The organism is Actinomyces gaoshouyii, assembly GCF_002072175.1.
GTDB lineage: Bacteria > Actinomycetota > Actinomycetes > Actinomycetales > Actinomycetaceae > Actinomyces > Actinomyces gaoshouyii.
This window is the reverse complement of the sequence record NZ_MVIV01000003.1, coordinates 169,802-192,585: the sequence shown is the minus strand read 5'-3', so window position 1 is coordinate 192,585 and position 22,784 is coordinate 169,802. Positions and strand designations below refer to the sequence as shown.

The 22,784-nt window shown below is 72.3% G+C and carries 16 protein-coding genes and 1 tRNA gene; 12 read left to right on the top strand and 5 right to left on the bottom strand.

Annotated elements, in window-relative coordinates:
• Nucleotides 1-93: 93 nt before the first annotated feature.
• The gene (locus tag B1H50_RS04130; RefSeq protein WP_229657959.1) at nt 94-3,807 is read right to left on the bottom strand and encodes a multifunctional oxoglutarate decarboxylase/oxoglutarate dehydrogenase thiamine pyrophosphate-binding subunit/dihydrolipoyllysine-residue succinyltransferase subunit; all 3,714 of its coding nucleotides are present in this window, start codon (nt 3,805-3,807) and stop codon (nt 94-96) included.
• Between the two features lie 280 nt (nt 3,808-4,087).
• Between B1H50_RS04130 and B1H50_RS04125 the strand changes: the two genes are divergently transcribed.
• The 6 genes from B1H50_RS04125 to B1H50_RS04095 all read left to right on the top strand — a co-directional run bounded on the left by B1H50_RS04125 (nt 4,088) and on the right by B1H50_RS04095 (nt 11,125).
• On the top strand, nt 4,088-5,434 hold the full coding sequence (locus tag B1H50_RS04125; protein ID WP_188640731.1) for a hemolysin family protein: 1,347 nt from the start codon (nt 4,088-4,090) through the stop codon (nt 5,432-5,434).
• On the top strand, nt 5,431-6,579 hold the full coding sequence (locus B1H50_RS04120; RefSeq protein ID WP_080462513.1) for a hemolysin family protein: 1,149 nt from the start codon (nt 5,431-5,433) through the stop codon (nt 6,577-6,579). Before B1H50_RS04125 ends, B1H50_RS04120 begins: the two co-directional genes overlap by 4 nt.
• Before the next feature lie 177 nt (nt 6,580-6,756).
• Complete coding sequence (locus tag B1H50_RS09930; RefSeq protein ID WP_229657947.1) at nt 6,757-8,373, top strand: peptidoglycan DD-metalloendopeptidase family protein; 1,617 nt, start codon at nt 6,757-6,759, stop codon at nt 8,371-8,373.
• Nucleotides 8,370-9,131 carry a glycerophosphodiester phosphodiesterase family protein gene (locus B1H50_RS04110; RefSeq protein WP_332881107.1) on the top strand — a complete coding sequence of 254 codons (762 nt, stop codon included), beginning with the start codon at nt 8,370-8,372 and terminating at the stop codon, nt 9,129-9,131. The genes B1H50_RS09930 and B1H50_RS04110 overlap by 4 nt, the downstream gene beginning before the upstream one ends.
• A 765-nt stretch (nt 9,132-9,896) precedes the next feature.
• Nucleotides 9,897-10,088, top strand: coding sequence for a hypothetical protein (locus B1H50_RS04105; RefSeq protein ID WP_080462511.1), 192 nt, complete (start codon nt 9,897-9,899; stop codon nt 10,086-10,088).
• Nucleotides 10,089-10,915: 827 nt separating this feature from the next.
• On the top strand, nt 10,916-11,125 hold the full coding sequence (locus B1H50_RS04095; protein WP_080462508.1) for a helix-turn-helix domain-containing protein: 210 nt from the start codon (nt 10,916-10,918) through the stop codon (nt 11,123-11,125).
• 36 nt (nt 11,126-11,161) lie between these two features.
• On the opposite strand, the gene B1H50_RS04090 is transcribed toward B1H50_RS04095, so the two are convergent.
• The 3 genes from B1H50_RS04090 to B1H50_RS04080 all read right to left on the bottom strand — a co-directional run bounded on the left by B1H50_RS04090 (nt 11,162) and on the right by B1H50_RS04080 (nt 13,272).
• Nucleotides 11,162-11,443 carry a ribbon-helix-helix domain-containing protein gene (locus tag B1H50_RS04090; protein ID WP_188640730.1) on the bottom strand — a complete coding sequence of 94 codons (282 nt, stop codon included), beginning with the start codon at nt 11,441-11,443 and terminating at the stop codon, nt 11,162-11,164.
• A gap of 344 nt (nt 11,444-11,787) precedes the next feature.
• Nucleotides 11,788-11,863, bottom strand: a tRNA-Arg gene (locus B1H50_RS04085).
• Nucleotides 11,864-11,949: 86 nt separating this feature from the next.
• The gene (locus B1H50_RS04080) at nt 11,950-13,272 is read right to left on the bottom strand and encodes an Nramp family divalent metal transporter (protein ID WP_080462507.1); all 1,323 of its coding nucleotides are present in this window, start codon (nt 13,270-13,272) and stop codon (nt 11,950-11,952) included.
• Nucleotides 13,273-13,395: 123 nt separating this feature from the next.
• Between B1H50_RS04080 and argS the strand changes: the two genes are divergently transcribed.
• From argS to rho, 5 genes are all read left to right on the top strand, one after another.
• Nucleotides 13,396-15,072: an arginine--tRNA ligase gene (gene argS / locus B1H50_RS04075; RefSeq protein WP_080462506.1), complete on the top strand. Its 1,677-nt coding sequence runs from the start codon at nt 13,396-13,398 to the stop codon at nt 15,070-15,072.
• 95 nt (nt 15,073-15,167) lie between these two features.
• Nucleotides 15,168-16,619 (top strand): diaminopimelate decarboxylase, encoded by a 1,452-nt coding sequence (lysA, locus tag B1H50_RS04070; protein WP_080462601.1) that lies wholly within the window; start codon nt 15,168-15,170, stop codon nt 16,617-16,619.
• A 155-nt stretch (nt 16,620-16,774) separates the two neighbouring features.
• Entirely contained in the window at nt 16,775-18,115 is a 1,341-nt protein-coding gene (locus B1H50_RS04065) for a homoserine dehydrogenase (protein WP_080462505.1), read from the top strand.
• Nucleotides 18,116-18,117: 2 nt separating this feature from the next.
• Nucleotides 18,118-19,017 (top strand): homoserine kinase, encoded by a 900-nt coding sequence (gene thrB / locus B1H50_RS04060; protein WP_080462503.1) that lies wholly within the window; start codon nt 18,118-18,120, stop codon nt 19,015-19,017.
• 482 nt (nt 19,018-19,499) lie between these two features.
• A complete protein-coding gene (gene rho, locus B1H50_RS04055) occupies nt 19,500-21,455 on the top strand; it encodes a transcription termination factor Rho (protein WP_080462502.1) in 1,956 nt (651 codons plus the stop codon).
• 152 nt (nt 21,456-21,607) lie between these two features.
• Here the strand turns inward: rho and B1H50_RS04050 are convergent, their stop codons facing one another.
• Nucleotides 21,608-21,814: a hypothetical protein gene (locus B1H50_RS04050; protein WP_125898868.1), complete on the bottom strand. Its 207-nt coding sequence runs from the start codon at nt 21,812-21,814 to the stop codon at nt 21,608-21,610.
• 731 nt (nt 21,815-22,545) lie between these two features.
• On the opposite strand from B1H50_RS04050, the gene rpmE reads away from it, so the two are divergent.
• Entirely contained in the window at nt 22,546-22,758 is a 213-nt protein-coding gene (rpmE, locus tag B1H50_RS04045; RefSeq protein ID WP_080462500.1) for a 50S ribosomal protein L31, read from the top strand.
• The last annotated feature ends 26 nt before the right edge of the window (nt 22,759-22,784 follow it).

Genomic DNA, 22,784 nt, shown 5'->3' with positions numbered 1-22,784 from the left:
CCTCCCGACCAATGGCCCCAGACTACCGATCCGGTCCTCCCGAGCCCGGCGGCGCGCTGCGGGCGCGGCGTCCGCGCCCCGGGGCCGGCGCCGTCAGGAGCGGTCGAAGGCGGCCGTCACCAGCGCCTCCTGCTGGCGCTTGTACAGGCCCGCCGTGCCGGGCGCGGGGGAGGCCGCCGCCGGGCGCGACACGCAGTTGGCCGCGCCGTCGTCGAGACCGCCCCGATGGCCCGCGGGCCAGAGGCGCCGGGCCAGCCCGGCGGGGGCGGCGAGCGCCAGGAAGGGCCAGACGCCCAGGTTCCTCGGCTCGTCCTGCACCCAGACGACCTCCGCGCCGCGGAAGGGCGCCAGCGCCGCCTCGATCGCCTCGCCGTCGAGCGGGTAGAGCTGCTCCAGGCGCACGATCGCCGTGGAGGCGTCCCCACGGCGCTGCCTCTCGGCGACGAGGTCGTAGTAGACCCTGCCCGAGCACAGGAGCACCCGGTCCGCGCCGCCCCCGCGCGAGATCGCCGCGTCGGTCTCCCCGATCACGGGCCGGAAGGCACCGGAGGTGAAATCCTCCACCGGGCTCGTGGCGGCCTTGAGGCGCAGCAGCTGCTTGGGGGTGAACACGATGAGCGGGCGGCGCGGCCGGGAGTAGGCCTGCTCGCGCAGCAGGTGGAAGTGGTTGGCCGGCGTCGACGGCATGACCACGCGCATGTTCTCCTGCGCGCACATCTGCAGGTAGCGCTCGATGCGCGCCGAGGAGTGGTCCGGTCCCTGGCCCTCCTGCCCGTGGGGGAGGAGCATGACCAGGCCCGAGCGCTGCCCCCACTTCTGGGTCGCGGAGGTGACGTACTCGTCGATGACCGACTGCGCCCCATTGGCGAAGTCCCCGAACTGGGCCTCCCACAGCGTCAGCCCCTCGGGCCGCTCCACCGAGTAGCCGTACTCGAAGGCCAGGGCCGCGTACTCGCTGAGCAGGGAGTCGTAGATCTCCAGGGGCGCCTGGCCGGGGGTCAGGAAGTTCAGCGGCGTCCACTCCGCGCCCGTGCCGTGGTCGTGCAGGACGGCGTGCCGCTGGGCGAAGGTGGCGCGGCGCGCGTCCTCCCCGGCCAGGCGCACCGGCACGCCCTCCATGAGCAGCGAGCCCAGGGCGATGAGCTCGGCGAAGGCCCAGTCGATGCCGCCGTCGCGGCTGGAGGCCTGGCGGCGGCGCAGCATCGGCTCCAGCCTGGGGTGGACGGTGAAGGTCTCGGGCCAAGCCACCTGGGCATCCCCGATGCGCTCGACGACGCCCGGCTCGACGGCGCTCGTCCAGCCGATCATCATGCCGGCGCCGGCCTCCTGGGAGGCCGGGACCCCCAGGCCGCCGGGGAATCGGCCCACCGTCGTCGGGTCCGCCAGCGAGGCGTCCTCGCCCAGGAGCGGGGCCGGCGGAGCGGCCTCGGGCCCGCCCCGCGCCTGGGCGCGCGTGGAGGCGAAGATCCGCTCCAGCTCGTCGTGGAAGGAGGACTCGATCCGCTCCGCCTGCTCGGCGGTGATCTCCCCGCGCCCCAGCAGGTCGGTGGTGTAGACGGCGCGCGTGGAGGGCAGTGAGTCGATGAGCCGGTACATGACCGGCTGGGTCATCGAGGGGTCATCGCCCTCGTTGTGCCCGCGGCGCCGGTAGCAGATGAGGTCGATGATGACGTCCTTGTGAAAGGCCGCCCGGTACTCGTAGGCGTGGCGCACCGCGCGGGCCACCATCTCGGGGTCATTGGCGTTGATATGGAAGATCGGCACTTGCAGACCCTTGGCCAGATCCGTGGCGTAGTTGGTGGAGCGCGCCGAGGCCGCCCCCGTGGTGAAGCCGATCTGGTTGTTGACGATGATGTGCACCGTCCCGCCGACGCGGTAGGCGGGCAACTGGCTCATGTTGAGGGTCTCGTAGACCACGCCCTGGCCCGCGAAGGCCGCGTCGCCGTGCACGAGCACCGGCATGACCGTGTACCCGCGCTCGCCCAGGCCGATCCGATCCTGCTTGGCGCGCACGATCCCCTCGACGACGCCGTCGACCGTCTCCAGGTGGGAGGGGTTGGCGGCCAGCGACACCCGGATGCTCACGCCGTCGGTGCCCGAGAAGACGCCCTCCGTGCCCAGGTGGTACTTCACATCCCCGGTGCCCGCCCCCACGATGACGCCGTTGCCCTCGAACTCGTCGAAGACCTGGCCGTAGGACTTGCCGGCGATATTGGTCAGCACGTTGAGGCGCCCGCGGTGCGCCATGCCGATGACCACCTCGTCCAGGCCGTCGTGGGCGGCGGCGTCCAGAAGACGGTCGAGGGCCACGATGAGGGACTCCCCGCCCTCGAGACTGAAGCGCTTCTGCCCGACGTACTTGGTCTGCAGGAAGGTCTCGAAGGCCTCCGCCTGGGCGAGCTTGGCCAGGATCCGGTGGCGCTCATCGGCGCTCATCGGCGCGCGGGGGCCCTCGAGCCGCTCCTGCCACCACGCCCGCTGGGCCGGGTCCTGGATATGCATGTACTCGATGCCGGCGGTGCCGCAGTAGGCCTCGCGCAGCAGGGACAGGATCTCGCGCAGCGTGGCCCTCCCAGCCCCTCCCAGCCCCCGGGTGGGGAAGGATCGGTCCAGGTCCCACAGGCTCAGCCCGTAGGCGGTCAGGTCCAGGTCCGGATGGTGGCGCTGACGGTAGGTCAGCGGGTCGGTGTCCGCGGCGAGGTGCCCGCGCTGGCGGAAGGCGTGGATGAGCTCGGCCACGCGCGCGGGCTTGCCGGTCTCGAGCTCGGGATCGTAGGTGGTGTCGCGCTGCCAGGCGACCGGCTCGTGCGGGACGCGCATTGAGGTGAAGGCGCGGTCCCAGAAGCCGTCGAGCCCCATGAGCTTGCGCTCCACCAGGCGCAGGAACTCCCCGCTCGTGGCTCCCTGGATGACGCGGTGGTCGTAGGTGGAGGTCAGGGTGAGGACCTTGCCGATGCCCTGTCTGGCCAGGGTCTCCTCGCTCGCCCCGGCGAAGGCCGCCGGGTAGGCCATCGAGCCCACGCCCACGATGAGCCCCTGGCCGCTCATGAGCCGGGGCACCGAGTGCAGGGTGCCGATCATGCCGGGGTTGGTGAGCGTCACCGTGGTGCCGGCGAAGTCCTCGACGCCCAGCTCCCCGGCGCGCGCCCTGCGCACCAGCTCCTCATAGGCGGTGATGAACCCGGCCAGGTCCATCAGGTCCGCCTCCTTGATGGAGGGCACGAGCAGCCGCCGCTCGCCCTTGGACGACGGCGCATCGATCGCCAGCCCGAAAGCCACATGCGCTGGGGAGCGCAGGGTGGGGCGGCCGTCGTCGTCGAGCCGGTACGAGACGTTCATCGCCGGCATCTCCGCCAGCGCCTCCACCACGGCCCAGCCGATGAGATGGGTGAAGGAGGCCTTGCCGCCCCGTGTGCGCGCCAGGTGGGCGTTGATGATCGCCCTGTTCTCGATGAGGACCTTGGCCGGCACGGCGCGGGCCGATGTCGCCGTGGGGATCGCCAGCGAGGCCTCCATGTTCCTGGCCGTCCGGGCCGCCGCGCCCTTGAGGCGGATGTCGGTGTTCGAGGCCGGGACCTCCTGCGGGGAGCGGGGGCCGGCCGCCAGGCGCTGGGCGTACGGGGATGTCGGTGGCTCCGTGCTCGACGGCGGGGCCGGGGGCAGGTCCGAGCGCGTGACGTCCTGCAGCGCCCCGGAGGACTCCGGCCCGGGCCCGCCGACGGGGCCGGCCGCCTCGAAGAAGTCGCGCCACGGTGCGCTCACCGAGGAGGAGTCGGCCAGCCAGGCCTCGCGCTTCTCCTCCACCATCCACTCATTGGCGCCGAAGTCTGCGGTCTGCGGGGTGGTCACGGCTCATCTCTCCTGATAGAGGGGACGGCGGCGCCGGGGCGCGATACGCGTGGTACCGGCCGGGCTCCGGCTCAAGTCTACGGGCTCATGAGGCTTTGGTCCCGGGAAACGGTGGGCGAGCCGGGATCGCGCCGGCATGCGATGCGACTGCCGGATGAGAACCGTCCCCCGCGCCCCGCCCGGGCGAGCACCGGGCGCGGTGGTAGCGTGCGGCCCACCACCACAGGAAAGGGAAGACGTGCGCGACGCGCTCATGATCCTTGTCGGCATCCTCCTGACCGCGGGCACAGCGGTCTTCGTCGCCGGGGAGTTCTCCCTCGTCGCCCTCGACCCCTCCACCGTTGAGACCCGCGCCGCCGCGGGCGACCGCCGCGCCGAGAGGGTCCGTCTCGCCCTGGGGCGCCTGTCCACGCTCCTGTCCGGCGCGCAGGTGGGCATCACGCTGACCACGATCCTGCTGGGCTACACGATGCAGGACGCCCTGGCCAATATCCTCGACGGCCTCCTGTCCGGCTGGCCGGCCCGGTCCGTGGCCGCCGGCGCCGCCGTCACCCTCGCCCTCATCCTCGTCAACGCCTTCTCCATGCTCGTCGGCGAGCTCATCCCCAAGAACGCCACCCTGTCCGACCCCCTGCGCGCCGCCGGCCTGGTCACCCCGCTGCTGTCCGGCTTCACCACGATCCTGTCCCCGGTGATCCGCGTTCTCAACGGCACGGCGAACATCGTCCTGGGCTGGTTGGGCGTCACCCCCGCCGAGGAGCTCAGCGGCGCCCGCTCCGCCGGCGAGCTCGCCGCCCTCGTGCGCCACAGCGCCCAGGAGGGGGCGCTGGACGCCTCCACCGCCACCCTGCTCACCCGCTCCATCCGGGTGGCCGACCTGAGCGCCGTCGACGTCATGACCGACCGCGGCCGCCTCCACACGCTGCCCGCCGACGCCACCGCCGCCGACGTCGTCGACCTTGCCCGCGCCACCGGGCACTCCCGCTTCCCCGTCACCGGGGACGACGTCGACGACATCCTGGGAATCGTCCACCTGCGCCGCGCCATCGGCGTGCCCTACGCCAAGCGCGCCGAGGTGCCCGCGGCCTCCTCCTCGCTCATGACACCCGCTCCCCGCGTGCCCGAGACCATGCCCCTGGCCTCCCTGCTCGTCGAGCTGCGCGCCCAGGGCGCCCAGATGGCCGTCGTCGTCGACGAGTACGGCGGCACCGCCGGGGTGGTCACGCTCGAGGACGCCGTCGAGGAGATTGTGGGCGATGTCGCCGACGAGCACGACCGGCGCCGCGGGGGCGCCCACCTGGAGGCCTCCGGGGACTGGATCGTCCCGGGCTGGATGCGCCCCGACGAGCTCGCCACCCGCGCGGGCGTCCACGTCCCCGACGAAGGGCCGTACGAGACCCTCGGCGGCCTGATCATGACCGAGCTGGCCCGCATCCCCGCCATCGGGGATCGCCTCGTCCTGCCGCGGGCCGAACTCGTCGTGGAGGCCATGGAGGGGCGCCGGATCACCCGCCTGCGCGTGCGGCCCACGGAGCCGGCCGCCGGCTCCGGCGAGGAGCCCACTGAGCGGGGGGCCCGCGCATGAGCACCCCCCTCGCCCTCGCCATCGCCGTCTCCCTCCTGGTGGGCAACGCCTTCTTCGTCGGCGCCGAGTTCGCCGTCACCTCCTCCCGTCGCGCCGCCCTGGAGCCCCTGGCCGAGGCCGGCGACGTCCGCGCCCGCACAGCCCTGTGGGCCCTCGAACACGTCTCCGCCATGCTCGCCACCGCCCAGCTCGGTGTCACCCTGTGCTCGACGGGACTGGGCGTCATCGCCGAGCCCGCCCTGGCCCACCTGCTCGCCGGGCCCCTGCTTGCCGTCGGCGCGGGAGAGTCCGGCGCCCACGCGGCCGCCGTCGTCGTGGCCCTCGTCATCGTCGTGTTCCTGCACGTCGTGGCCGGTGAGATGGTCCCCAAGAACCTCTCCATCGCCGCGCCCGAGTCCGCCGTGCGCTGGCTCGCCCCGCCGCTCGTGGCCCTCTCCCGGCTGTTCGGGCCCGTCATCACCGGGCTCAACGGGATCGCCAACGGGGTGCTGCGCGCGCTCGGCATGGAGCCGCGCGACGAGGTGTCCGCCGTCTACACCGTCGAGGAGGTCGCCGCGATCGTCGAGCGCTCCACCGCCGAGGGCGTTCTCGACGACGACTCCGGCCTGCTGAGCTCCACGATCGAGTTCTCCGAGGAGACCGCGCGCTCGGCGATGGTGCCCCTCGGCGAGCTCGTCACCCTGCCCCCGGACTGCACCCCGGAGGACGTCGAGCGCCAGGTCGCCTCCACCGGATTCTCCCGCTTCCCGATCACCCGGGCGGCCGGGCCCGACGGCGCCGCGGCCGCCCGCGAGGAGGCCGCCGATCCGATCATCACCGGATACATCCACCTCAAGGACATCCTGGGGGCCGAGGAGCGCGAGCGCCGCGAGCCCGTGCCCGCCTGGCGCTCGCGGGCGCTCGTGCCGGTGCGCGCCGACGACGAGGTCGAGGACGTGCTCGCCGCCATGCAGCGCACCGGTGCGCACCTCGGGCGCGTGCTCGAGCCGGCCGGGCAGGGGCGCGGTGAGCGGACCATCGGCGTGGTCTTCCTGGAGGACATCCTCGAGGAGCTCGTCGGAGAGGTGAACGACGCCATGCAGCGCGAGGAGCACCAGCGCAGGGACCGGGATCGACCGCGGCTCAACGCCGTAGAGGATGAGTGATCGCCTTACTGAAGCGGTATTGGCCTGCCCGGATACGCTCGTGCCATACCCCATGTGGCGCTCGCGTCGTCGGCTCGCTAAGGTGAATGAGGCCGAGCCGATCGTCGGCCCGACCCGATCTCTGCCGCCCCCCGGTAGTGACCGGGGATGTCCCCGAAACGATCTGGAGAATCCCGCGTGAGCCAGCCTCCCCTGACACGCCGCCAGCGCCGCGATGCGGAGCGGGCTGCCCAGGCCGCGCTCGCGGAGGCCGCGGGGAGCGGCCGGGTCGAGGGCGCCATCCCCGACGCGGGCGGCTCCCATCGCGCACCCATGGCGTCCCCCTCCCGGGTGCCAGCGGCGCCTTCCCCCGGCGTCCCCACTCTCACCGCCGCCTCCGGGCCGAGCGCTCCAGCCCATGCCGCCGCGACGCCCCGGGCCCCTCTCACCCGCAGCGAGCGCCTGCGCCAGGCGCGTCTCCAAGCCGAGCGGGAGGCCGCGAACGGAGCCCTCAGCGCCGCGGGCGCACTCCGCACCGCGCGCACCGCCGACGTCGCCCTCCAGTTCCCGGACCCGCCCCCGCACGTCGGCGCGATCGGGCCCGTCGCGGCGCTGCCCGAGAGCGCGATGCCCCGGGCGAGGGGGCCCGTCGCGGCCGAGCCCGCGTCGCCCGCCCCCCGGGCGCTCGAGCACGAGGCGCCGGAGCTCTGGGATCGCGGTGCGGAGGTCGAGCGCCCGAGCCGACGCTCGCTGTCCGCTGTCGCCGACGCCCCCGCGATGGTCGTCCACAACGATGCCCGCGAGTCCACTGCGCACGAGGTGCTCAAGCCCTTCGGCGAGCCCGCCGCGGATGCCGGGGTCGCCATCCCCGAGACCCCCGCGCCGCGCCCGCGCCGCGGCTCCGATGGGCCCACGGTGGAGATCCCCGCCTCCGAGCAACCCACCCCCGCAGATTTCGACACGGACTCCGAGGGCGCTGAGGCGATCGTCGCGCCAGCGCCCGCCCGCCGCCGCACCTTGCGCGGTACCACCAGCCGGGTCGCCGTGCTCGCCGTGCTCGCCGTCGCCACCGTTGTCGCGCCCCTCCAGGCCCGTGTGCTCGGCAATGGGGACGGGCCCTCCTCCGCCTCCGCGGCGGCCTCCACCTACGCGGGCACCGCGATCGGCACGCCGTCCTCCGTCTCCGCCGGAGTGCTGGGCTCCGACGCGGGCTTCGAGCCCGGCACTGACGCCGGGCTGTCCAACGCCCCCGACGCCGCCACCCTGGCCCGTATCCGCGAGGCCTACGACAACGCCGCCGTCACCTGCGCCGCCCGGTCCTCCGGCGCCTCCGGGAACACCAGCGCCTTCACCAAGGCTCCCGAGCTCTTCTACCCGATGGTCTCGGGGACCTACGAGCTGTCCTCCGACTACGGCTACCGCATCCACCCGACCCTGGGCTACCAGAAGCTCCACGCGGGGCAGGACATGTCCGCCCCGGTCGGCACGCCCATCTACGCGATCGCCTCGGGAACCGTGGTCGAGGCCGGCATGGTGGACGGCACCGGTACCGTGACCATCGAGCACAACATCAACGGCACCACCTGGTACTCCTCCTACCTGCACATGTACGGGGACGGGATCTACGTCAAGAAGGGAGACACCGTCGGGGCCGGCAAGCTCATCGCCGGCGTGGGCTCCACCGGCTACTCCACAGGACCGCACCTCCACTTCGAGATCCGCACCAAGAACGACACTGCGGACTCCTCCACCGTCAACCCGTGGACATGGCTTCAGGGCAACACGGCCGCCGAGCTCACCACGAACTGCTCGTGAGAGCTGCCCGTCGGCGCCGCTGCGCCGTCATCGCCCACCGGGGAGGGGGCGGGGAGGTCCCGGAGAACACCTGGTCCTCCCTGGAGTACACGGCCGGGCTCGGATTGGACTGGATGGAGACGGACCTGCGCGCCACGGCGGACGGCGTCGTCGTCCTGTCCCATGACCCGGATCTGGAGCGCACCACGGGCGACCCCCGTATGGTCGGGCAGACCCGTTGGGCGGACCTGGCCATGACCGACGCCGGTGACGGGCGCCCGCCCGTGCGCCTCGACGAGGCCCTCGAGGCGCACCCGGGCCTGTTCCTCAACACCGATCTCAAGGACGACCGCGTCGTCGAGGCGGCGATCGCTACGGTGAGGCGCGCGGGTGCGCTGGAGCGAGTGCGCTTCTCCTCCTTCTCCTCGCGCAGGCTCGACCGGGCCCGCGCCCTGGAGCCCTCCATCCGCTCCTCCCTGGGAATGCGGGACATCATCGCGCTGCTCCTGTCCGCCGAGGCCTCCCCGCCCAGGCGGCTGCTCCAGCGCGCGCTCCTCGAGCGCCTCTCCCACGGCGGCCGGGTCGACGCCGTCCAGATCCCCGTCGCGCAGTGGGGTGTGACCGTGGTTACCCGTCGTCTCATCGCCGCCGCTCACGCCGCGGGCATGGAGGTTCACGTGTGGACCGTCGACGAGCCGCGGGAGATGCGGCGACTGGCGGGTCTCGGCGTGGACGCAATCATCACCGATCGCCCCGCCCTGGCTCTCCACTCCCTCTGATCAAGACCGGTCGAAAACAGCGCCGAAACCGGTCGAAATGAGGAGTGAGACCGGTTCACTCTCCACTGGCAGGGCGCTCAGCCCCGCGTGAGACGCCTGTGGTCCCGCGTCCGGGCGCCACTGGACGCGCCCGTCGCCACCCGCCGTCATTTCCCAGGCGCTTCCCAGTGCAACAGGGGGTGTGCTCCCAGGTCCGGCGAGTTACATAGTGACTGCCGCCGAACGGTGCGGGGCGTGAGGGTTGGGGAACCCGGTGACCGCTTCGTATCGAGATCGGTGCGGGTTTTAGGGAGCCCGTTCCGGTCGCTTCGGTGAAGGGGGACCGCTCCTCCCTTGTCATGGGAACCGGGGGAGTCGAGCGGCCTCGTGAGCGAAGGGCCCGTGGGCCCGGGTGAGAGCCCGGGCCCACGGGCCCTCGACTCTTCTCTCGCCCGTCGCCCTGCCCGGCCTCCGGTGGGCAGGGCAGGGGGTTGACAGGTGTCCACGCCACCTTCTCTAATACAGGCATTGCTCCCCACCGCCTTCACGGGTTGGTGGGGGATTTTTTTCAACCCAAGGAACCCCATGCGCCAGGCCATACCCTGTCCGCCGTCCTCGTCATCGACTACCAGAACGTCCGCCTCACCGCCCGCGACATCTTCAACAAGAGCGGCGAGACCCACGACTCCCTCATCCACCCCAGCACTTCGCCGAGACGGCCATCAGGGTCCGCAACGAACGACGGTGTCGATCTAACGGGCCTGATCCGCTCACTTCGACCGCGCGGTGCAGTACCGCGCTATCCGCTACGGGCAGGGTCTGGGCGAGGCCGACGCCGTGGCCATGGTCGGCTCCACAGGCGACTCTTACGACAACGCGATGGCTGAGGCCCTCGACTCCCTGTACAAGGCCGAGCTGATCCGCAACCGCGCTTACCCAGACAGCCCGGCCCTGGCAGGGTATCGACGCCGCTCGTGATCGCCACCACCGAAGCGGGCCCGCTGCTGCAACACCATGCGTCCTCACCCCGCCATCGCCATGCACACCCCTATCGAGCGCGAGAGCGCCCGGCAACCGGCCGCCGGCAAGCAGACCACCAACCACCCCCAGCCGACAACCACCGACATCAGACAAAACCCCACCAAACCCGGGGCTTGACACAGGATGTCCCGGGCTCGCTCGACGAGGCCGTGCGCGGCCAAGAGGTTCCGGCAGCCGTGATCCCACAGGGTGTCGATCGACTCGATCCACTCCGCTACCGGCGCCGGCGCCAAGTACTGGGGCCGGCTGTCACCGGTCGGAGCCAGGTCGTACCGGAGACGCCCATCGGTGGTGATGCCGAACGTCGCAGGCCCTGAGAAGGCCTCGCTCGCGAATGGGCTGGGAGGACGCCTCAACCCATCGAGATAGGCCCGCAGCTCCTCGGGCAGGGGCTGATCGCAGCGATCATCCCACCACCTGCGATCCAATGACAGATCGCGGTACTCCAGCGCGACTCAATCGGCGTGCTCAGCGATGTCGTTGTCCATGTCTGCCTCCTCTGTGACGGTCCCGATGTGACGGTCCCGACGCCGGGGCCTGTCGTCGTTGTCGTGGGGCGTGTGAGCACGTCGGCGACCGGGGCAGGAGGCTGGCGGAGCCACGCGCGAAGAGAGGGGCTGTCCACCATTCATGGTGGCCGGTCTCTGTCGCTCGGGATTGTGGCGCGGGGGTCGGTGGTGTCTGCGCGCGGTGGACAGTGCGGTGGCCGGGATGCTCCAGGAGCGTCCGACGCGCAGGGCGGGCAGGGAGCCGGTGCTGATGCGGTGGCGCACGCCCTGGGGGGCGATGCCCAGGCGCTGGGAGGCCTGGGCGACGCTGCCATCTACACCGGGCGCGCCCGTGCCCTGAGCGAGGCGGATATCGAGCGGGCCAGGGCGCGCGTGGCCGCGGGCGTGCCCAAGGCGGTTGCGGCCCGCAATCTGGGCGTGCACCGCTCCACCCTCCACCGGGCACTCAGCCGGCAGGCCGAGTGAGGGCTGCGGAGCCGGTTGGCGAGGCGGTGAGGCGAGTCAGGCGCTGGCGAGGTAGGCCTCGACGGCGTCGCGGATGACGGCGCTGGGGGTGGTGGAGTGGGCGGCGGCGTAGTCGTCGAGGGCGGTGTTGAGGTGCTCGGGCAGGCGGACCTGGCGTCGGGCGGAGGCGCCGGCGCCGGTGGCGCGCGGGGAGCCGAGGTTGGGGCGCCCGCCCATGATCGCTCGGAGTTCGTCCTCGTCGGCGATGTCGCCTCCGCCGAGCGGCTGGCCGATAGGGCGCAGGGCGTCGAGCTCGTCATTGGTGGTGGTACGGGTCATCGTTCCTCCCATTCGGTGTGGCCGGGCGCGTACTCGATGTCCTGGTGCGCGATGCGGTGCTTGTCGGCGCTACTCGGTGTAGTGGATGGGCATACCGGTATTGTGCTACAGAACTTGGGGTGGTGGGTTATTCGGGGGCGTCGTCGTTGGCCCCGTGGCCTCTGCTAACGCGACTAGTGATGGTGGTGATGCTAGTCGCGCGAGTGGTGCTGTGCCCGGTCTGGTGGGGGCGCGGCGCGCTCGCACCAGACCGGGCGGGGCTGAGTGGAGGGCCGTGATGGCGGCGCATGAGGGTCTGGACGATGCGGCTTTCGGCGCCGGCAGTGCGCCGGGCGGGGGCTCGGTGGTGCCCCGGACAGGATTCGAACCTGCGACCTTCTGCTCCGGAGGCAGACGCTCTATCCACTGAGCTACCGGGGCCCGCTGCGCGACTGTACCAGCGCCCGGCCTCGGGGAGAAACCGACGGGCGGCTCGTGGCTCTCCTGGCCCGCCGACCGGTGTCGGCTCATATGAACGTCAGGACGATAAGGGCCCCGTTGAGCGCGATGATGAGCCCGGCGATGGCGCGGGAGGACCAGCGCAGCGCTGCGCCATCGCGCCAGGGGCCCATGACCTCCTCCGAGCCGGTCAGTCGCATGAGGGGCACGATCGCCAGTGGGATGCCGAAGGACAGCAGCACCTGGCTGAGCACGAGCGCCCAGGTGGGCTCGGCCCCCGCGCCGATGATGAGCAGCGAGGGCGCCAGGGTGATGGCGCGCCGGGCGAGCAGCGGGACCCGCAGCCGCAGCAGCCCCGCCATGATCTCGCTGCCCGCGTAAGCGCCCACCGACGTCGAGGCCAGGCCCGAGGCCAGCAGGCCGACGGCGAAGACCGCGCCGACCACGGGCCCCAGGTTGGCGGCGATGGCGGCGTGCGCCCCCTCGATGGTGTCGGTCCCCCGCTCGCCCGCCAGTGCCGAGGCGGCCAGGAGCAGCAGGGCGATGTTGACCGTCCCCGCCACGGCCAGCGCCCATACAACGTCGATGCGTGTGGCGTGGATGAGGCGGTGCGTGCGGGGGCCGCGGTTGGGGCCATCGTCCGCGCCGGTCAGCGCGCGGTTGTGGTCGCGCACCAATGAGGAGTGCAGGTAGATCGCGTGGGGCATGACGGTGGCCCCCAGCATGGAGGCCGCCACCAGCAGGCTCCCGCTTCCCTCCAGGCGCGGAACGATCCCCGTGGCCGTGGCGCCCCAGTCTGGCGGCGCCACTACCAGTCCCCCCATGAAGCCGATGGTCACCAGCGCCAGGAGCCCCACGACGACGCCCTCGAAGGTTCGCTGTCCGCGCCTGTCCTGGAGGGCGAGCAGCGCCATGGAGACCGCGCCGATGCACACGCCGCCGACGAGGAGGGGCATCCCGGTGAGCAGGTGGAGGGCGATGGCCCCGCCGATGATCTCCGCGAGGTCCGTGGCGGCGGCCACGAGCTCGGCCTGCGCCCAGTAGGCCAGGCGGGCGGGGCGCGGGAGCCGGGCGCCCAGGAGCTCGGGCAGCGAGCGCCCGGTGACGATGCCGAGCTTGGCCGACTGGTACTGGATGAGGATGGCGGCGGCGTTGGCCGCCAGGAGCACCCACACCAGGAGGTAGCCGTAGCGCGCTCCCGCGGTGATATTGGCGGCCACGTTGCCGGGGTCCACGTAGGCGACCGCCGCGACGAAGGCAGGGCCCAGCAGGGCCAGGAGCCGGTGGCGCGCCGCGATCGCGTCGACGGCGTTATGGCCCACCGCGACGCGCGCGGCCGCAGCGGGCAGGGCGGTGCGGTTGGTCGGGTCGGGGGGAGTGCGGATGTCCATCGTGCGCCAGAAGGGGTTTCGGTTCTCCGAAAGTCTACTCGGATCGGCGCGCTCGGGCGCGTCCCCGCTCAGGTCCCGGTTCTCCCGGGGGCGCCCGGACTCGGGTCCGGTACTCTTGCGGCCGTGACCCCAGAAGAGCTCGCCGCAGCAATCCGCACAGTCCTCGCCTCCGCCGTCGACGACGGATCCCTGGCCCTCGCGCCGGAGGACATCGGGTTCCCCAAGGTCGAGCGCCCGCGCAACCGCGACCACGGGGACTGGGCCACCAATGTCGCCATGCAGCTGGCCAAGCGGGCCGGGACCGGCCCCCGCGCCCTCGCCGAGCTCCTCGCCCCCCGCATCGAGGCCCTCGACGGCGTCGCCTCCGCCGAGGTCGCCGGCCCCGGCTTCCTCAACATCCGCCTCGACGCCGCCAGTGCCGGCGAGCTCGCCCGCACGATCGTTACCGCGGGCGAGGCCTACGGCCGCAATGAGACGCTGGCCGGCCAGCACATCAACCTCGAGTACGTCTCCGCCAACCCGACCGGCCCGGTGCACCTCGGCGGCGCCCGCTGGGCCGCCGTCGGCGACTCCCTGGCCCGCATCCTCGCCGCCTGCGGTGCCTCAGTCACCCGCGAGTACTACTTCAACGATCACGGGACCCAGATCGACCGCTTCTCCCGCTCCCTGCTGGCCTCGGCCCGCGGCCAGGAAACCCCCGAGGACGGCTACGGCGGCGCCTACATCGCCGAGATCGCCGAGCGGGTCACCCGCTCCGAGACCGCCGCCGGCCGCCCCGCGCCCGCCGGCCTGCCCGACGCCGAGGCCGCCGAGGTCTTCCGCTCCCGCGGCGTCGCCTTCATGTTCGACTCCATCAAGGCCGAGCTCCACGCCTTCCGCTCGGACTTCGACGTCTTCTTCCATGAGGACTCCCTGCACGCCTCCGGCGCCGTGGGCCGCGCCATCGAGCGCCTGCGCGAGCGCGGCGTCATCGACGACCACGACGGCGCCGTCTGGCTGCGCACCACCGACTTCGGCGACGACAAGGACCGCGTCCTGATCAAGTCCGACGGCGACGCCGCCTACTTCGCCGCGGACCTGGCCTACTACCTGGACAAGCGCGAGCGCGGCGCCGACTGCGCCATCTACCTGCTCGGCGCCGACCATCACGGCTACATCGGCCGCATGATGGCCATGTGCGCGGCCTTCGGGGACACGCCCCAGGTCAACATGCAGATCCTCATCGGCCAGCTCGTCAACCTCGTGAGCAAAGGGCAGCCGGTGCGCATGTCCAAGCGCGCCGGCACGATCGTCACCCTGGAGGACCTCGTCGACGCCGTCGGCGTGGATGCCGCCCGCTACGCCCTGACCCGCTCGTCCATGGACTCGATGATCGACATCGACCTGGACCTGCTGGCCTCCTCCTCCAATGACAACCCGGTCTACTACGTCCAGTACGCCCACGCCCGCACTCGCAATGTGGCTCGCAACGCCGCCGAGCACGGGGTCGCGCGGGAGGCCGGCTTCGATCCCGCCGCCCTCGACGATCCCGCCGACGCCGCGCTCCTGGGCGCGCTCGCCCAGTACCCGGCGGTGGTCGCCCAGGCGGCCGAGCTGCGCGAGCAGCACCGCGTGGCCCGCTACCTGGAGTCCCTCGCGGCCGCCTACCACACCTGGTACGGCGCCACCCGCGTCACCCCGCGGGGGGATGACGCCATCACCCCCGGCCACGTCGCCCGGCTGTGGCTCAACGACGCCGTCAGCCAGGTGCTCGCCAACGGCCTCGCCCTCCTGGGCGTCAGCGCACCGGAGCGGATGTGAACGCCCCCGCCCCCGGCTCCCAGGAGGCCGTGGTGCCCGCTGCGTCCGGCCGGACCCCAACCCCCACCGGGCGGCCCGCCCCCGGCCGGAGCCTTGTGCCCGCCGGTGAGCCGCCCCTGGGCGCCCTCGTCGCCCCCGAGCCCGCCGAGCGCCCCGATCTGTGGCCCACCACCGCCCGCCGCGGCGACGATGGCCAGCTGGTGGTCGGCGGGCGCTCTGTGTCCGAGATCGTCGCTGACGCCCCCACTCCCGTCTACGTTCTCGACGAGGCCGATATGCGCGGGCGCGCGAGCGTGTGGGCCTCCGTCATGGCCGAGGAGTTCTGGCCGGACTACGGCATGAATGGTGGCGATGCCTTCTATGCCGGCAAGGCCTTCCTCACCACTCGCGTGGCCCGGTGGATGCTCTCCGACGGCCTCGGCATCGACACCGCCTCGCGCGTCGAGCTCGCCATCGGCCTGGCCGCCCTCACCGGGGAGGGGGACGGTTCCGAGTCCTTCCCGCCCTCGCGCCTGGGGCTGCACGGCAATGGCAAGACCGCCGCCGAGGTCGCCATGGCCGTCCAGCAGCGCCTCGGGCACCTCGTCGTCGACTCCCCCGAGGAGATCGCCTACGCCGCCGAGGCCGTGCGCCGCCTGCGCGCTGAGGGGATCTACGGCCCCGATGAGCGCGCCGGGCTCATGGTGCGCCTGACCACCGGCATCCACGCCGGCGGGCATGAGTTCATCTCCACGGCCCATGAGGACCAGAAGTTCGGCCTGTCGGTCCACACCGGCGCCGCCCGCGCCGCCATCGACGCGATCATCGCCGCGCCCGAGCTCGAGCTGCGCGGCCTGCACTCCCACATCGGCTCACAGATCACCGATCCCGCGGGCTTCGAGGCCGCCGCCGAGGCGGTCCTGCGCCTGCGCCACGAGGTCGCGGCCGACACCGGCGTGCTGTGCGAGGAGATCGACCTGGGCGGCGGGCTCGGCATCGCCTACACCGGCGCCGACGCCCCCGCGCCCTCGCCGGCGGCGCTCGCCCGCGCCCTGGCCGCCGTGGTGCGCCGCCTGTGCGACGAGCTCGGCGACGCCATCCCGCATGTCTCGGTGGAGCCCGGCCGTTCCATCGCCGGCCCCGCCCAGGTGACCCTCTACACGGTGACCGGCCTCAAGCGCGTCGAGTTGGGGCAGGGCGCGAGCCGCCTCTACGTGAGCGTCGACGGCGGCATGAGCGATAACCTGCGCCCGGCCCTCTACGGCGCCGACTACACCGCGCTGCTGGCGGGCCGCCGCCCCGACCCCGCCGTCGGCCTCGTGCGCTCCCGCCTGGTCGGCAAGCACTGCGAGAGCGGGGACATCGTCGTGCGCGACGTCGACCTTCCCGCCGACCTCGCCATCGGTGACGTGCTGGCTGTGCCCGCCACCGGCGCCTACGGGCGCTCGATGGCCATGAACTACAACCTGTTCACCCGCCCCGGTGTCGCCTGGGTGCGTGACGGACGCCAGGGATGGATCCTGCGCCCGGAGACGGTGGAGGACCTCATCGCCCTCGAGGGGGAGTAGCCCCTCCACCGCCCCTGCCGCAGCAACGGCAGGGGCGCATGGGCAAGGGCTGTCCCCCACAGGGCCCGCCATGCGCCGGGACGGCCGCGCGGCACCTGGGCGGCCCCGTCTATGCTGACCCTGCCCCGCCCGCCGCACGAGAACAAGGTGGTCCCATGACCCAGCAGGCTCCGCCCGCAGCCCCCGCTTCCCGGGCCGCGCACCCCGTCCTCAAGGTCGGCGTCCTCGGCTCCGGAACCGTCGGCACGCAGGTCGTGCGCCTGCTGGGCGAGCAGGCGGAGGAGTTCGCCGCCCGCAGCGGCGCCCGCCTGGAGGTCACCGGCATCGCCGTGCGCGACCTCGACGCCCTCCGCGACCCGGCCGTGCCCCGTGAGCTCCTCACCGACGACGCCACCGCCGTGGCCACCGGCAACGACCTCGTCGTCGAGCTCATCGGCGGCATCGAACCGGCCCGCACGCTCATCCTGGCCGCCTTCAGGGCCGGCGCCTCCGTCGTCACCGGAAACAAGGCCCTCATCGCCGCCCACGGACCCGAGCTCTACGCCGCCGCCGCGGCCGCCGGCACCGACTTCTACTACGAGGCCGCCGTCGCCGGCGCCATCCCCGTGGTCTACGCCCTGCGCGAGTCCATGGCCGGGGACCGCGTCACCTCCGTGCTCGGCATCGTCAACGGCACCACCAACTACATCCTCGATGAGATGAGTACCAAGGGCCTCGGCTTCGAGGAGGCCCTCGCGGCCGCCCAGGCCCTCGGGTACGCCGAGGCGGACCCCACCGCCGACGTCGACGGCCTCGACGCCGCCGCCAAATGCGCCATCATCGCCTCGCTCGCCTTCCACACGCGGGTGGGCATCGATGACGTCGACGTCACCGGCATCCGCTCCATCACCGCCGACGACATCCGCGAGGCCCGCGCCTCGGGTTGCGTCCTCAAGCTCCTGGCCGTCGCCCAGCGCCGCGAGGACGATCACGCCAACGGCGTCTCCGTGCGCGTCCACCCCGCCCTCGTCCCGGCCGACCACCCCCTGGCCGGCGTCCACGGCGCCTTCAACGCCGTGCTCGTCGAGGCCGAGTCCGCCGGCCGCCTCATGTTCTACGGTCAGGGCGCGGGCGGGGCGCCCACCGCCTCCGCCGTGCTCTCCGACGTCGTCGCCGCCGCCTTCCACCGCATCGGCGGGGGGCAGGCGCCCCGCGAGCTCGCCTACGCCGACCTGCCGATCCTCGGCCCCGAGTCGGCGCTGACCCGCTACCAGGTCCAGCTGCGCGCCGTCGACGCCCCCGGCGCGCTCGCCGCGATCATGCGGGCCATGGCCGACCACGGCATCTCCATCAACTCCGTGCGCCAGGCCTCTTATGTCTCCGACGGCGTCGACCCGCTCGTCACGATTGTCACCCACCCGGCCGCCGTCCTTCACCTCGACCGGGCGGTTGAGGCCCTGCGCGGCATGGAGCAGGTCCGCGAGGTCGTCTCCGTCCTGCGCGTCGAGGGGGAGTGACGATGCGCATCGCCCACGAGGAGGCGCGGGTCCGAGTCCCCGCCACCACCGCCAACATGGGGCCGGGCTTCGACTCCTTCGGCATGGCCTTCCGCTTCTACGACGAGGTCAGCGTCCGCCCCATCATCGGCGTCACGAGCGTGCGCGTCGAGGGTGTGGGCGAGGGCGTCGTTCCCACGGATGACGACAACCTCGTCGTGCGGGCCCTGCGCGCCGGGCTCGAGGCCGCAGGCGCCCCCCAGGCGGGCTTCGAGATGCGCTGCATCAACCGCATCCCCCACGGCGGGGGGCTCGGCTCCTCGGCGAGCGCCGCCGTCGCCGGCCTCATGCTCGCCCGAGGCCTGCTCTCGGACCCCCGGGCCCTGCCGCTTGACTCCGTCTTCTCCCTGGCCACGAGCTTCGAGGGGCATCCGGACAACGTCGCCCCCGCCGTCTACGGCGGCGCCACGGTGGCCTGGATCGAGGCCGACGGGAACCCCCGCTCCGCCCCCATGCCCGTGGACGGCTCCCTGCCGGTGACGATCCTCGTGCCGCCCCCGGCCACGCGCCTGTCCACCGAGGAGGCCCGCAGGGTCCTGCCGAACTCGGTGCCCCGCGCCGACGCCCTGTTCAACACCTCCCGGGCCGCGGTCCTCATGCTGGCCCTCGCCGGTCGCCCCGACCTGCTCATGGCCGGCACCGAGGACCGCCTCCACCAGGAGTACCGCCGTGACGTCCTGCCCGGCTCCATGGCCGTCATGGACTCCCTGCGCGAGCAGGGCTACCCGGCGGTCATCTCGGGGGCCGGCCCCACTGTGCTGGTCCTGGCGCGCCTGGCCGATCAGACCCGCTTCACCCTGGAGCAGCACGGCTGGCGGGTCCTGGTCCCCGGCATCGACACCCAGGGCGCCCGTCTCCTGTGACCGGCCCCGTCGCTGACCGCGCTCGGGACCCTCCTCCCCCCCGATCGAGACCGGTCGAAAACAGCGACGAGACCGCCCGCGCTCCGGCACCGGATGCGCTTCGGCATCCTCGCCGTCGGCGAGATCGTCGCCGTCCACGCGGGCCCGTCGAAGGCGCCGACCCCCGCGAAGTCGCCGAGCGCCTCGTGGAGGCCGCGCCTCCCCATCCCCATGGGGTACCGGGGCGGTGCGGGGCAGTCGGTCCCGGCCCGCCGTGTGTCGGCGGTCGCACTGGGGAAGGTCGTGGATCCCTGCTATGCTGCATGCAGCGGCCGAGCAGTAGCGCCTCCCCGTGGCGACGCAGCCAGCCCGCCGCGAGCACTGAACCACCGGACCGAGGGAGCACCCTGGCGCCGCGCAGTGCAGCACCTCTCCCGTGAATGAATCCGGGTTTTTCCCCATCCGCGCGCAGTCATCGCGCGCGCCACACCATGAGGACACTCGTGACTGAAACTTCCAGCGCCCCCGCCCTGACTGCCATGCGCTTGGCCGAGCTGCAGCGGCTCGCCTCCTCCATGGGCCTCAAGGGCACCTCCCGTATGCGCAAGAGCGAGCTCATCGCTGCGATCCGCGACGGCGATCCCTCAACGTCGCGAGGATCGACCGCGCCCGGCGCCAAGGACGGTGCGGCCCCTGCTCCCGAGCCCGCCGGTGCCCCCGCCCAGACTCCCGCGCCCACTGAGGCCCCCGCGCAGGGCGCCTCCCGCCCGCGCCGTCGTCGCGCCACAGCCGCCGCCGGTGCCCCGAGCGATGTCCCCGCATCCCTCGAGCTCGACCTCCCCGCCCGATCGGAGCACGGTGAGGATGCCCCCGCTCAGGGCTCCGACAGTGGGTTCCGTCCTCGTCGCGAGCGCACCGACCGTTCTGACCGGTCCGAGGAGGGCGTGCGCCGCCGCCGCCGCGCCGAGCGCGACTACCGCCCCGCCGACGCCCCCGATTCCCCCGAGGACCACCTCGACGCCAAGGCCGCCCTCATGCGGGACCTGGCCGACGTCACCGGCACTGCTGCCGTCGAGCCCGCTGAGCGCGGCCGCCGCGACGATCGCCCTGAGCGCGAGGGCCGCGATGGGGAGGACGAGGGCCGCCCCGGGCGCCGTCGTCGGGGCCGCAAGCGCGGCCGCGACCGCTACGACGACGAGGGGGACAACCGCAACCAGCAGCAGGGCAGGCAGCGCGCCCCCCGCGAGGACGAGGTCCTGCTCCCCGTGGCCGGCATCCTCGACGCCTCCGACCCCAACCACGCCTACCTGCGCACCTCCGGCTACCTGCCCGGCCCGAAGGATGTCTACGTCTCAGCCGCCCAGGTCAAGGAGCACGGCCTGCGCCCGGGCGACGCCGTCTCGGGCTGGGTCCGCGAGGGCGGCGAGTCGGCTCAGTTCGCGGGTGGTCACGGCGGGCGCCAGAATCGGCGGCAGAACCGTGCGGGTCGCGTCAAGTACAACCCCCTGGTCTCCGTGGAGACGATCAACGGCATGGACTCCGAGCGATCCAAGCGCCGCCCGGAGTTCGCCAAGCTGACCCCCCTCTACCCGCAGGAGCAACTGCGCCTGGAGACCACGCCGAAGGCCGTCACACCGCGCGTGATCGATCTCGTCTCCCCGATCGGGAAGGGCCAGCGCGGGCTCATTGTCTCCCCGCCCAAGGCCGGTAAGACGATCGTCCTCCAGCAGATCGCCAACGCCATCGCGGTGAACAACCCGGAGGCCCACCTCATGGTCGTGCTCGTCGATGAGCGCCCCGAGGAGGTCACCGACATGCAGCGCACGGTCAAGGGCGAGGTCATCGCCTCCACCTTCGACCGCCCCGCCTCGGATCACACGATCGTCGCCGAGCTGGCCATCGAGCGCGCCAAGCGCCTTGTGGAGCTCGGGCAGGACGTCGTCGTGCTCCTGGACTCCATCACCCGCCTGGGCCGCGCCTACAACCTCGCCGCCCCCGTCTCCGGGCGCATCCTGTCCGGTGGTGTGGACGCCGCGGCGCTCTACCCGCCCAAGCGCTTCTTCGGCGCCGCGCGCAATGTTGAGAACGGCGGGAGCCTGACGATCCTGGCCACTGCCCTGGTGGAGACCGGCTCGAAGATGGACGAGGTCATCTTCGAGGAGTTCAAGGGCACCGGAAACATGGAGCTCAAGCTCTCCCGCCAGCTCGCCGATAAGCGCATCTTCCCGGCCGTGGATGTGGCCGCCTCGGGCACGCGCCGCGAGGAGCTGCTCATCGACCCGGCCCAGCTGAAGATCATGTGGCGCCTGCGCCGCCTCTTCGCGGGCCTGGAGCAGCAGCAGGCCCTCGAGCTCGTGCTCTCCAAGCTCAAGGACACCCAGTCCAACGCCGAGTTCCTCATGGTCATCTCCAAGACGACGCCGTCGGGCACCTCCCTGGCGGACGCCGACGACGAGTGACGCACTGACGAGTCCCCCCGGCGATGGCGTGCGCGGATGGGCCGGCAGCCTCGACATGGAGGCTGCCGGCCCATCCGCGCACGCGCCATGCGGGCGCCGCGCTCGGGCATCGCGGAGGGAGCTCGGATACGAACCGTCCCGTGGGCCTTGCCTCACCGCTTCTCAACGCGCTGCGAGGGGGGTGCCGGTGTCCGGGGATCATCCCGTAGCGCGAAGGAGGGTGGGAGCCTCACCCCCTCGGCGGCGAGGTGGCGCCGTAGGGCGATCTCGCCACCGAGGATCACGATGACGCCCGCCACTCTGATGATGATGTTGACGACCCCCGCGGTCCCGAGCTTGGCCAGCTCACTCAGGTTCATGAGGAACGCGATGCAAACGCCCAGCGTGAACGGGAATCGAGATCGCAGGAACCACCTCAGTAGCATCCGTTCCTCCCGTATTCGACTTCAGTCGGGTACAGCCAATAGTGAATCTTGATGCGATTTCCATGGTCGTAATAACTGGAAGCCGCAGCGGCCCAGCTCCCCTCGATAAAGCTACCTACCGTTGCGACGCTCACTCCCATTGCTGTTGCGAGCGGCCGGCAAGACATAATCCCTCCCGAGATGAAGCGCCTCTGCTCACACCTTATATTATACGACCGACCTGCGGATTCATCAAGGGGTGCGGAGGGAGGTCGAGAAGCGAGACTCTGTCGAGCGGTTCCAAGGAAAAGTCCCAATGGCGTTGTGGTGATAGTGGAGATGTGGTTAGGGGGCGATGGGGCCTTCCCGAGGATCGCTTGGCCGTCTACCGCGCGCTCACCACGAAGCGGCGTCAAAGGCGGCGGGCGACGCGGATGCGGATGAGCGCCGCCCTGAACGCGATCAGCTGCCGGATCGCCCGCCCGGCGCACCGGGGACCCGGCCATGGACGAGCATGGTCAACCGCCCGAGAGGAGCGTTGCAGAACCGTCGGCTCCGGGTGCCCGGCGTCACTGGCCGCCGCGTTGTGCCGCCGGGGCTCGCGGCGGCATAATCGCTCACGGCCTCCGGTTCACCTCCGCGCCCGCGGGGGACCCGGGACCCTCTGATCGCTGAAGGAGATTCCTATGAAGCAGGGCATCCACCCCGATTACGTGGACACCACGGTCACCTGCACCTGCGGCAACACCTTCGAGACCCGCTCCACCGTCACCTCCGGTGAGATCCGCGTCGATGTGTGCTCCGCCTGCCACCCGTTCTACACGGGCAAGCAGAAGATCCTCGACACCGGCGGCCGCGTCGCCCGCTTCGAGGCCCGCTACGGCAAGCGCAAGAAGTAAGCATCCTGACCGGCGCCGGCGCCCGG